Annotated in this window: 9 protein-coding genes; 6 read left to right on the forward strand and 3 right to left on the reverse strand. The window is 40.3% G+C overall.

Going from position 1 to position 12,285, the window contains the following annotated elements; all coding sequences use genetic code 11:
* Nucleotides 1–23: 23 nt before the first annotated feature.
* Nucleotides 24–1,412 carry an MATE family efflux transporter gene (locus tag BUA60_RS11730; protein ID WP_084532588.1) on the reverse strand — a complete coding sequence of 463 codons (1,389 nt, stop codon included), beginning with the start codon at nucleotides 1,410–1,412 and terminating at the stop codon, nucleotides 24–26.
* Nucleotides 1,413–1,913: 501 nt separating this feature from the next.
* Here BUA60_RS11730 and BUA60_RS11735 point away from each other — a divergent pair.
* Nucleotides 1,914–4,520, forward strand: a complete 2,607-nt coding sequence (locus BUA60_RS11735; RefSeq protein WP_072861965.1) for a PAS domain S-box protein — start codon at nucleotides 1,914–1,916, stop codon at nucleotides 4,518–4,520.
* Between the two features lie 90 nt (nucleotides 4,521–4,610).
* Here BUA60_RS11735 and mazG read toward each other — a convergent pair whose 3' ends face one another.
* On the reverse strand, nucleotides 4,611–5,384 hold the full coding sequence (gene mazG / locus BUA60_RS11740) for a nucleoside triphosphate pyrophosphohydrolase (protein WP_072861966.1): 774 nt from the start codon (nucleotides 5,382–5,384) through the stop codon (nucleotides 4,611–4,613).
* 287 nt (nucleotides 5,385–5,671) lie between these two features.
* On the opposite strand from mazG, the gene BUA60_RS11745 reads away from it, so the two are divergent.
* Both BUA60_RS11745 and BUA60_RS11750 read left to right on the forward strand, forming a co-directional pair.
* Entirely contained in the window at nucleotides 5,672–6,709 is a 1,038-nt protein-coding gene (locus tag BUA60_RS11745; protein ID WP_084532573.1) for a DUF3500 domain-containing protein, read from the forward strand.
* A gap of 70 nt (nucleotides 6,710–6,779) precedes the next feature.
* Nucleotides 6,780–7,676 carry an SMP-30/gluconolactonase/LRE family protein gene (locus tag BUA60_RS11750; RefSeq protein WP_072861967.1) on the forward strand — a complete coding sequence of 299 codons (897 nt, stop codon included), beginning with the start codon at nucleotides 6,780–6,782 and terminating at the stop codon, nucleotides 7,674–7,676.
* 54 nt (nucleotides 7,677–7,730) lie between these two features.
* On the opposite strand, the gene BUA60_RS11755 is transcribed toward BUA60_RS11750, so the two are convergent.
* Entirely contained in the window at nucleotides 7,731–9,941 is a 2,211-nt protein-coding gene (locus BUA60_RS11755) for a DUF5916 domain-containing protein (protein ID WP_072861968.1), read from the reverse strand.
* 115 nt (nucleotides 9,942–10,056) lie between these two features.
* On the opposite strand from BUA60_RS11755, the gene BUA60_RS11760 reads away from it, so the two are divergent.
* The 3 genes from BUA60_RS11760 to BUA60_RS11765 all read left to right on the forward strand — a co-directional run bounded on the left by BUA60_RS11760 (nucleotide 10,057) and on the right by BUA60_RS11765 (nucleotide 12,194).
* The gene (locus tag BUA60_RS11760; protein WP_072861969.1) at nucleotides 10,057–11,307 is read left to right on the forward strand and encodes a serine hydrolase domain-containing protein; all 1,251 of its coding nucleotides are present in this window, start codon (nucleotides 10,057–10,059) and stop codon (nucleotides 11,305–11,307) included.
* A gap of 11 nt (nucleotides 11,308–11,318) precedes the next feature.
* Entirely contained in the window at nucleotides 11,319–11,459 is a 141-nt protein-coding gene (locus BUA60_RS23040; protein ID WP_178346994.1) for a hypothetical protein, read from the forward strand.
* A gap of 114 nt (nucleotides 11,460–11,573) precedes the next feature.
* Nucleotides 11,574–12,194: an alpha/beta hydrolase gene (locus BUA60_RS11765; protein ID WP_178346995.1), complete on the forward strand. Its 621-nt coding sequence runs from the start codon at nucleotides 11,574–11,576 to the stop codon at nucleotides 12,192–12,194.
* The last annotated feature ends 91 nt before the right edge of the window (nucleotides 12,195–12,285 follow it).

The following is a 12,285-nucleotide window of genomic DNA, read 5'->3' on the forward strand; positions in this document are numbered from 1 at the left end:
GGGGATAAGGATTTGCTTTAATATCAATCTATCTCCTTTAACGCCTTTTGAGCAATTAGTTTTTTGGTCAAATAATTAAATCGAATATACAACATTATGGCAGAGGCTGTAAGCCCGGACAATAAGCCGATCCAAATCCCTGTACTCTGCAATGGCGTATATAATCCCAGATAAAAACTAATGGGAAAGCCAATTATCCAATAGGCTACAAAGGTAATCATAGTGGGTATCCTTACATCCTGAAGCCCCCTTAGTGCTCCCAATACCACGACCTGTAAGCCATCTGAAATTTGAAATACCGCCGCAACCAAAATTAGTTCTGCGGCCATTTTTATCACTTCCATGTTATCTGCCAGATTGTTGGCATCCCCAAGATCCAGATAAATTGTTGGCAGAAAATCATTTAGAACAACAAAAGACACGGCAAAAATAACTTCCAACACAAAAGTGAGAAGAAAAATAGATTGTGCAATACGCCTTAATTCTTTAAAATTCATTAACCCCTTTTGATTTCCTACACGTATCATAGCGGCAACGCCCAGCCCCATTCCCACCATAAAGGTCATACTGCTCAAGTTTAATGCAATCTGGTTGGCGGCTTGTGAATTCTTGCCCAAGACACCACTTAACCATACTGCCGCAGTAAAAATGGCCACCTCAAAAAACATCTGTAAAGCCGAGGGAAATCCGAGGTCAATGATTTTTTTCATGACCTTTTTCTCTATTATCCCAAAATTGAATCCGATAATATAGTCGTGAAATTTCTTTTTGTTCTTGAGTAGTACCCAAAGAAAAATCACCATAATAATACGGGAAATCAAGGTTCCCCAGGCCGCCCCCACAATTCCCATTTTGGGAAAACCCCAAGAACCAAAAATTAGAAGATAGTTCAAAAGGATATTTACAAAATTGGCAATTACAGTAGCATACATAGGGTACTTGGTCTGGGACAATCCCTCGGAGAACTGCTTAAAAGCTTGAAAAATGATTAACGGAACCAAGGAAAATGCCACTAAATCCAGATATGGCATAGCCAATTCCACCACTTCGGGAGGTTGCTTCATAAGGTACATGAGTGGCTTGGCCAATAGTATTATCCCAAAGAGTGAAATTCCCATTAGTGTGCACAACAATAGACCATGTTTAAAAGCACTTTTTCCCGCACCAACATTACCGGCACCATCGGCCTCGGCTACCAGAGGCGTAATGGCAGTAGAAAATCCTATACCCAAGGACATGGCTATAAACACAAAACTGTTCCCCAAAGAAACCGCAGCCAACTCTGCCGTACCCAATTGCCCCACCATAATATTGTCAGCAAACTGTACGAACGAATGGCCCAGCATTCCAAGAATTACGGGAAATGAAAGGGATAAGTTATAACGAAACTCCTTTGTATATTTATCTAACAACACACCTTAATTTGAAGGGGCAAATATAAGGGTTAGCTTTGGTTTTAGATAAAGGATTTTTCAATTTAAACCATGGTTGTCAAAACCGACCGGAATGGGTCCACGGTAAATTATAGAAGGGCAGCCTTATAAGAATTCCAAAGTAATATACGGGCAATGTCTAAACACCCGTCCCAACAGAACGCATGTTCCGTTTAGGCAAGCAAGCTTCAGAGCATTCAAATCCCAACACCTGGGTAAATTGGTGGTACACCCAAATATATACTTGAAATGACATTTATCACCATTTCTTCTATTTTATATTATTAGCTTTCCAAACTATATATTACTTTATAATTAGTGCATGAAAAGTATTTTAATATGCAAAAATATTATCTATATTTAGAAATCAAAGTCAAAATAGGGTAAACTAAATAATAATCGGACTTGTATAAAAGTATTATTTCTTCTTCTTGCCATTTCCTAGATGGCCCCTGAAGAAGGCGTACAAACACCCCATAAATGGAAGAACTTGAAAAATCTACAAAAAAAAGATACCTCCTTTTTATTGCCACCATTATTCTAATAATTATTGCTGCGGTCATATTCTACCAGAATAGAATCAATATTCTAACTTCGGAATTAAGCATAATCAACATTGCAGGTAAACAACGCATGCTAAGCCAGCGTATCTCCAAACATGTATTTTCATGGGACTTTAAACAGAGCGACAAAGCCAATAAAATTTATCTGGATAGTTTAAGCGCTTTAACGAATGAATGGCAGAAAAATCAGAACTTTCTTATTTTGGCCAATAAACAGGTTGAGAATTCTGAAAGACTAGATTCCCTGTTCGCTGCCGCGCAGCCAAAGACTACAGCATTATTGAACGCTGCCCTTCAAATCCTGAAGGACCCCAGTAATCCAGAAGTATTTAATACCAATACCGAAATCATAAAAAAGGTAGAATCTTCTGTTCTGACCATTACTGATAACATTGTATCGGAATACCAAAACATGGCAGAGAAGAACCTGAATAACCTTTACAGGGTCACCTACCTTATTGCAATAATTGTTGCGCTGGTGATCATTGGTCAATTTAGCTTTCTTTTGTTGCCTCTGATAAAAAATCTTAGAAAGAAATCACAATCGCTACACCTTGCCAATGAGGAATTAGCCAATTCCAATAGGGCTATACAAGAAAAAATGGCAGAAGTAAAGGCCTTACAAGCCGATTTACAGCTAAGGGATGAGTACAATAAAATATTTATAGACCAAGCACCCAACGCCATGGCCATGTTCGACAGTGACATGAAGTTCCTTGCAGCATCAGAACGATGGCGGAGCGATTACAATCTTGGTGACCAAGATATTATCGGAAAATCACTTTATGAGGTATTTCCGGCAATAGATGAACATTGGAAAAAAATTCACCAAGAATGCCTTTCCGGGTCCCTTCACCACGAAGATGAAACAGCATATAAATGGCCCGATGGTAGGGTCCAGTGGCTTAGCTTTGACATTAGACCCTGGTATATTTCCCCTGATAAAATAGGAGGACTATTAATTTATACCTTGGACATCACCAACATTAAGGAAAATGAAAATGAAAAACTCCGCATTGAGGAAATCCTGGACAAAACCAACCAAGTAGCCCGTATTGGAACATGGGAAGTTGATCTCATTAAAAACAAAATCCAATGGAGCAAGGTAACTTGTGAAATACATGAAGTGCCACATGATTATGTGCCAGAACTTGAAACAGCCATTAATTTTTTTAAAGAAGGGAAAAGCAGGGATAAAATTCAAATGGCGGTAAACAATGCAATCGAAAAAGGAATCTCCTATGATGTAGAAGTTGAGCTGATTACAGCAAAAGGGAATAGCCGTTGGGCAAGGGCCATAGGCCAGGCGGAAATGGTAGACGGGCAGTGTGTAAGATTATATGGGGTATTCCACAACATCAACGATATTAAGGTTACGGAAAATGCCTTAAATAAGGCCAATGAGGAACTAAGCGCCATTTTTAATGTTGGCCCAATCTCCATTATCGGAACGGACATGAATGGATTAATTACCCATTTTAATAAAGGTGCCGAAAATTTATTGCAATATTCAGCTGCAGAGATGATTGGAAAAATGACCCCAGAGGTTATACATCTGCCCGAAGAGGTAGAACAACATGGCAAAGAGTTGTCAAAATTATTTGGCCAAACTATTAGCGGCTTCGACGTTTTTGTGGAACATGCCAGGCGCGATAGCCATGAATCCATGGAGTGGACCTATGTTCGCAAAGATGGTTCACATTTCCCTGTGCAGTTAATTACCACTGCGATCAAAGATAAAAATGGAGAGATCCACGGGTTTTTGGGTGTTGCCACGGATATTTCCGAAAGGGTCCACAACCGTAAAAAACTAATTGAAACGAAAGAAAATCTTGAAGCCCTCACCGCAAAACTTAAAAACCAAAACCGACAATTGGCAGATTTTGCCCATATAACCTCACACAATCTTAGATCCCCAGTAGGCAACCTCCAAACCTTATCCCGTTTCTATAAAGAAGCCAAAAGTGAGCAAGAGCGCAGTGAACTATTTGAGAAATTTGAAATTGTAATAGACCACCTCTCCTCTACCTTAAACACCATGGTCGAAGTAATTCGGACTACGGATGACAGTTCCAAGACCACCCAGGAATTATCATTCCAAATTACATTGAACAAAACCCAGGAGATCATCTCTAGTCAGATAACCCAATCGGGTGCCATATTAAAAAGCGATTTTACAAAGGCGCCTACCGTGGTATATAATGACATTTATCTTGACAGCATTTTTCTCAATTTAATTTCCAATGCAATCAAATATAAATCCAAGGATAGGATTCCAGAAATTTATTTGAAATCCAAAATTGAAAATGGCAAAACTATACTGAGCGTAAGTGATAATGGCTTGGGCATAAATATGGAAAAACACGGTCATAAACTGTTTGGCCTGAATAAGGTATTCCACAGTCATCCCGAAGCAAAGGGAGTTGGGCTCTATATGACCAAAGTACAGATCGAGGCTATGGGAGGCTCAATTTCCGCTTCCAGCGAAGTGGGGGTAGGCACCACCTTTACCATAACTTTTTGATAGGAAACAAGATTAAAATTTAGCAAAGCGACACTTGTTTGGTATTACCAAAGGCATTAAGCCCATTGCAGAACAATCTTTCCAAAAAGATTAAATGGTCTTGGCCTCCTCCCAAAAAACATCCATTTCGGTCAAGGTCATATCCTTTAAGGCCTTACCCTGTTCCTTGGCCTTGTTTTCCAAATACTGAAATCGTTTAATAAACTTCTTGTTAGTACGCTCCAAGGCGTTTTCTGGATTAATATTCAAAAATCGGGCATAATTTACCATAGAAAATAGAACATCCCCAAATTCGGACTCCATAGCGTCCGTATTTCCTTGTTTAACCTCATCTTGGAATTCTTCCAGTTCCTCCTGCACTTTTTCCCATACCTGTTCTGGTTTTTCCCAATCGAACCCTACTCCTGCCACCTTATCCTGAATACGGTTGGCCTTTACCAAAGCCGGTAAACCCTTAGGAACACCTTCCAAGACACTTTTTTTACCTTCCTTTAATTTTATTTTTTCCCAATTCTGCTTAACCTCCTCTTCATTTTCCACAACTACATCCCCATAAATATGAGGATGCCTATTGATGAGCTTATCACAGATATCATTGGCAACGTCCGCTATATCAAAATGCTTGGTCTCACTCCCTATCTTGGCATAAAAGACAATATGCAGGAGAACATCGCCCAATTCCTTTTTTATTTCCTCTAGATCATTGTCCAATATGGCGTCTCCCAATTCATAGGTTTCCTCAATGGTCAAATGACGCAGTGTTTGCATGGTTTGCTTTTTGTCCCACGGACATTGGGTTCGCAATTCATCCATTATAGTAAGAAGACGATCGAAGGCCTGTAATTGGGATTCCCTAGAATTCATAAAGTTTACTTTTCAACAAAAATACAAAGACCGTACGGTTTCAACTATCGTATGTTCCGAGTTTTTTAGCTAACTTTAGTTCCTTGCTTATCGGACCAAACCAATATGACCAACATAAAATTACTTCTCCCTTTTGCCTTTATTGGCCTTGACCTTATGCCACGGTATATCCTAAAGGATTTGGGAGTAATGCAACACCATTGTTATATAACCGTTGATTATGCATCGGTTATCGGCTAAAATAAAATTTGATCAAACCATAGATAATTATAAACCAAACTAGAAAAATGAAACTTAAATTGAACTTAAAAAAAATAATTTTATCCTCCATGCTCCTCTTATTTTTTGGTATGCTTCCCGCTCAGGTATTGGAAAAAGCGAATGTGTTTTTAAATAGTTTGTCCGACGAAATAAAGGCAAAAACCCTATTCACCTTGGAGGATACGGAGCGTTTTAATATGAATTACGTCCCTATTCCAAGGGCAGGAGCCAGATTCCATGATTTTAACGAGACACAAAAAAAGGCGGCGCTCGACCTCCTGAGGGCTTCCTTGAGTGAAGAAGGTTTTCGCAAGTCACAGGAAATAATAGAACTGGAAAAAGTATTGAGAATTATAGAAAATGACGATAACGATAAAATGCCCGACGGAAGGCCTAGGCGCGATCCTTTGAATTATCACTTTTGTATTTTTGGCAAACCATCCAAGGACCAACCTTGGGGATGGCGATTTGAAGGTCACCATCTCTCCTTAAATTTTACCTCCACCGACGGGATTATTAGCTCCTCTACCCCTACTTTCTTTGGAACCAACCCGGGCATTGTACGCAGTACGGAATACAAGGGCAAGGAAGTATTGAAAAAAGAAGCGCAATTAGGTTTTTCCCTTCTCCACTCCATGACCCAGGAACAATTAAAAACAGTGGTATTTACAGATGTTGCCCCACACGATATCATTACCACGACCAAAAGAAAGGTAGAGCAACTGGAGTCCTTAGGGATTGCATATCGGGACCTGTCCAAAAACCAAAAGAATATGTTTATGGAACTTTTGGAGCTATACATCAATAATTACGAACATGGATTTGCCGAAGGATTTAGGGACAAAATAACCAAAGCCGGCATAGACAATTTAAAATTTGCGTGGGCAGGAAGCCTTCAACCGGGCAAAGGTCATTATTTCCGTATTCAGGGTCCTAGCCTACTCATAGAATACGATAACACCCAAAACAATGCCAATCATGTACACACTGTAGTAAGGGATTTAACCAATGATTATGGGGAAGATGTATTAAAGGCCCACTATGAAAAAGAACACCAACATTAATTCACAACATATAAGCCTTACCCCCCACCGGCAATGATTCTCAATTAGTTTTAAGTTTCAAAATTATTAAATGAAAAAAGTATTAAATGTCTTTTTGGTAATACCGATTTTGCTGTCCCTGTCCTGCAAATCATTACAAACATCCTTAATTGCCAAGGATGCCGAAGTACAATTGGTGTCATCAGGTTATTCCTTTACGGAAGGCCCCGCCGTGGCGCCCAACGGGGATGTGTTTTTCACAGACCAACCCAACGATCGTATTTTAAAATGGACTGCCAAGGACAATACCGTATCGGTCTATATGGAACCCTCAGGTAGATCCAACGGACTATATTTTGACCATGATGGAAACCTTTTGGCCTGTGCGGATGAAAAAAATGAACTTTGGAGTATAGATCCCAATAAAAATGTGACCGTACTAATTGAGGATTTTCAAGGTAAGAAATTAAACGGGCCCAACGATTTATGGGTAGACCCAAAGGGAGGAATTTATTTTACCGACCCCTTTTACAAACGTCCGTATTGGAGTCGCACCGAACAGGAATTGGAAAAACAAAATGTCTACTATCTTACCCCGGATAAAAAGGACATCATTACTGTAGCAAATGACTATGTAAGGCCTAATGGCATTATTGGCAATAAGGAGGGAAACCTTGTATATGTAGCCGACATAGGCGATAAAAAAACCTATTCGTATACCATAAATCCCGATGCCAGTCTTGGCAATAAAACCCTTTATACCAATATGGGCTCGGATGGCATGACCATGGACAACCAAGGTAATGTTTACCTTACAGGGAACGGGGTTACCGTTTTCAATCCCAAAGGTGAACAAATATTACATATTCCAATAGATCAGAAGTGGACGGCCAATGTCACTTTTGGAGGAAAAGACCAAAAGACATTATTTATTACCGCAATGAATTCTTTGTATTCCCTCAAGATGAATGTAAAGGGAATTAGGTAGGACTGTAGGCCAACTAGATTGTTTTTACAGCTAAAGCTTAAGTGTAACCTGGACCTAATTGATCAAATCGAACATTCGGCTATATTTAATAATAATACTATTATTTAAGGGATCGCCCTCCCTTACATTGTAATTATAGACCACAAATAGCCCGGTATTGGCACGTTGCAACCAGCCCAATCGTAAATTTACCGCCCAAAGTTCATTGGCCGAGTTGTTCTGCACCAAACTCTGTACATATAAATTGGGTCTAAAGGAATAGGTCATTTGACTGCGGAAAATATTAGCCGTAAAATCGCCAACCGGCAATTGATAATTGTTGTAGAGATAAATAAAATCTGAATTGAACCTATCGCCCAATCGTACACTTAGAGTGCCACTTTGTTGATATCTTTTGCCCCCAAAAGAACCACCGATCACGGAGCGAATATTTATGGAGACGGGCTTACTCTTATTGGTGAAGAAAACCAACTGGGATTCCGAGTGCCTATAGGTACCGGGCAATACTGTAACCCCGTCCGAAATCTCAAAAGGATCCAGAACCCCTTCGGTAGTAAGGTTTAGACCGGTATGGATTTCCATCCCGCTTTTAAACTCCCAGTGGTTATCTATATGTGTAAAGCTGGTTTCCTGAAAGCCCTCAAAATTCCAAAAACTGTTGTAGGAGATGTGGGGCCTTAATTCCAAGATGACCGAGTTTTCATTCTTTGGCCTGTAATGATATAAAACCCTTGCTTCCGGTTTTCTGAAGGCAGAACGTTGTAAAAATCCAACTTCCGGATTAAAGCCTTCCCCAACTTCCGTATACCCCCCTCCTATTTCCCAACTATTCCAGACATAATCTGTTTTTAACCTGAAAGAATGTTCATTTATGGTATCCATTGGACCATTGGTCTGAGCATAAAAACCTGTCATTCTAGCCTTGCGGCCCAGACCCAATTTTCCATCGATGGCTATGGTACTATTAAAATCATCTTGGATACCTATCCCCGAACGGTTAATAAAAGCTGCCCCCAAGGCCGATCGCCCTTTAAATTCATGGTTAACGCGTGCTACCGTAAAATTATTCTTATGTATCCCAGCATCTTCAACCTCATCGGTAAACATGGTCAAAAGTCCAACATTGGTCCGGTCCAATTTTCCGGATAACCTGGCCCCTCCAATTATAGGGACTATGTTTCCGTCATCCCCTATGCCAATTCGTCTACTAAAAAACAGGTCTACTTCCCCTGGACTCCCCACACTGAACAAGCCTGCATTCTCCAAGAAAAATGGTCGCTTCTCGGGAAAAAATAAATTAAAACGATCCAGGTTTACCTGTTGCTCATCAACCTCCACTTGGGCAAAATCGGTATTATAGGTAAGGTCCAAGGTAAGACTAGGTGTTATACTGAATTTTATATCCCCACCAACCTCGGGGGTAAATTTTGCCTTCGGATTAATGGCCTCATAATCTTTGGCCAACTGCCCCAACACATAAGGAATAACCTTTAAATTCCTGGGAGTTTTAAGCTTTAGACCAGTGAGCGTACCGGCCAAGGAAAGTCTATTTAAATTAAAGCCTATGGGCATTGGCGACCAATAAGCAATTTCATTGGTCTTCCTGATATTCCTGCGAAAATTAATGCCCCAATCCTTTCCAGGCTGAAATCTTAAGGTACGCAATGGAATGGCAAATTCCGCACTCCAACCTTCATTATGAACCGAAGTCCTAACTTTCCACGAGCCATCCCAGTTTAGATTAAAACCTCCTATGGTTCCGCCTTGCTGCCTGTTTGTATTCTGATTGCCCTGACCTTCATTATCTACTTGGGCATCATATTCAACTCCGAGCGAATTGGTTCCAAAAATAAAACCATTCTGATTATCCTTATAGGTATCCACTATAAAAAGAAAGGCATCGGTGTTGTCCAACAAAGCATCCCTCCTAGCATCGGAGACTACAAGCCCATCAGGATCCGAATCATAACATACTACTGCCACATAAAAAGTGTGTTCGGTATAGGCAATTCTTATATCCGTACGTTCACTGGCTGCTTGCCCGTAATTGGGCTGACTTTGTAATAAGCCCCCAAACGGTTTTATCTTTTGCCAAACCTCATCTTTTAGAATATTCCCATCTACCAGGGGTTCGGATTCAATAGGAACTGCAACAGCAGTTGGTCGTGTTTGGGTGTCATTGTTCAAATCGGGAGTTTGGGAATAACCAATTGTTGACAAGCATAAAAAGGCAAAAAGAGCAAAATAGAATTTCTGGATGGACATGGTATTTTTGGTTTGTTGGTATTGGTTTGGCGTATTACCCTAATATAATAACAATTAAGGAGTTAATGGAACAATTTTTTAATCTTATCTTTAATAGATCCAATCTATAAACATCATGAAAAATATAAAATCATTAAGTACACTATTGTTCCTTTTACTTATCCTAGTGATGCCCGCCAACGGGCAAACCGGTACCACTGCACCACCAAGTGTAACCATATCGGGAATTGATAAGGCAAGGTTAAACCGATATGACGATTTTCTTAAAAAAGAAATAAACGAAAGGAGAATTCCAGGTGCCGTTTCCTATATTATGAGAAGGGGAGAAATAGTGCACGAAGCCGCTTATGGATATAGTAATTTGGCAGATAGGGCCCCTATTCAACAGGATCAGCTGTTTCATATCATGTCCATGACAAAGCCCATCGTAACCGCGGCGTTTATGATGTTATATGAAGAAGGATATTTCCTGCTTACAGATCCGGTTTCCAAATATTTATCCCAGTTCAAGGATTTGAGGGTAGCCAAGGATTTGGATCAAGGGACAAATGGGGAAACCGAACCGGCCAATAGTGAAATTACCATAACGCAACTATTGACCCATACTGCTGGATTTTCACATGGCCTAGGACGTACCAAATTGGACAACGAAATTGCTAAAGCACTATATTCCGAACCACATAAGGATATAGAAAGTAGGGTAAATGCCATGATAAAATTGCCTTTGATAGGGCACCCAGGTGATCAATGGAACTACAGTGCATCCCCGGATGTCCTTGCACTGCTTATTGAACATTTCTCGGGTATGACCACTGCCGAATTTTTAAAAGAAAGAATATTCGATCCCTTGGAAATGAAAGACACAGGGTATAACATATCCAAAGAAAACAAGGGGAGATGGATGCCTGTTCATAATTTGGACAAACAAGGGAACCTGGTAAATTCCAAAACCCAATTACCTACAGAGGGCAATACCATTTATGGTGGTACGCATGGCCTTTTTTCTAGCGCCTCCGACTACATGAAATTTTGCCAAATGCTTCTTAACAAAGGGCAATATAAGGGCAAACATTTACTTAGTCCCAAAACCGTGGATATCATGACCATGAACCAAGTGGGTGACCTTTACGAAGCCCCTGGACAAGGTTTCGGACTAGGATTTGGTGTTACCACCGATCTAGCTGCAAGCAAAACATTGGGCTCTGTGGGTCAATACTATTGGAGCGGTGCCTACTGCACCTATTTTTTTATAGACCCAAAAGAAGAACTCATAGTAATCCTAATGAGTCAGCTACAACCTTACAGCAATTACTATGGGGATAAAATGAGACAAATGGTTTACCAATCTCTCATTACAAAATACTAATCAACGCATTAATGAAAAACACTATACTTTTTCTAATTGCCATACCAATTTCCCAAATATTATTTTCGCAGGAGATGGTTATATTGCCACATGAGAACCCAACAGAACTAGAATGGCTGGGAGGTGAAAAGTCAACTTATTCCGAACAATAGCAAACCCAATTAATTTCAAATGTTTCCATACCTACCCTTCAAATATTTAGACCGGAGCCCTCCGCAAATACCGGAACCTCCGTTGTAATAGCACCTGGTGGTGGACTTCGTGTGTTGAGTATCAATAGTGAAGGCGTTGATGTAGCAAAGTGGTTGAATACCAAAGGCATTACGGCATTTGTCCTCAAATACAGATTATTGCCAGAGAACAACAATGCACTCCCCAATGAAACCGAGGAAAATCAAAATGCTTCCTCGGCAATGACAAAAAAAATGTCCAAGGTCCTTGAACTGGCAACATCCGATGGTTTAAATGCCATGGCCTATGTTAGGGGCAACGCAAAGGAATTGGGAATTGATCCAAACAAAATAGGATTTATGGGTTTTTCTGCAGGGGGTGCGGTAACCATGGGGGTTACTTTTAATTACACCAAAAACAATAGGCCAGATTTTATAGTTCCAGTCTATCCTTGGATGACCGTTTTAGGCAACTATACCGTTCCTTTGAATGCGCCACCTATGTTTATAATCTGCGCTTCCGATGATCAATATGATCTGGCCCATGAAAGTGTTGAGCTTTATTCCGCCTGGTCAAAATCTGGAATGAACGCCGAATTGCATATGTATTCCAAGGGTGGTCATGGTTTTGGAATGAAAACCCAGCACTTGCCTTCGGATAATTGGATAGAACGGTTTTACGAATGGGCAGTGGCCGAGAAAATTGTAGTTCAGTAACGGCTACCTTAATCCAACACCGACCAATGTGGGATTTTACCATTAGCGTACAACCAATGTTCCCGGTCGAAAATTATTTGTCATGAACAAT

Source organism: Arenibacter palladensis, assembly GCF_900129275.1.
GTDB lineage: Bacteria > Bacteroidota > Bacteroidia > Flavobacteriales > Flavobacteriaceae > Arenibacter > Arenibacter palladensis.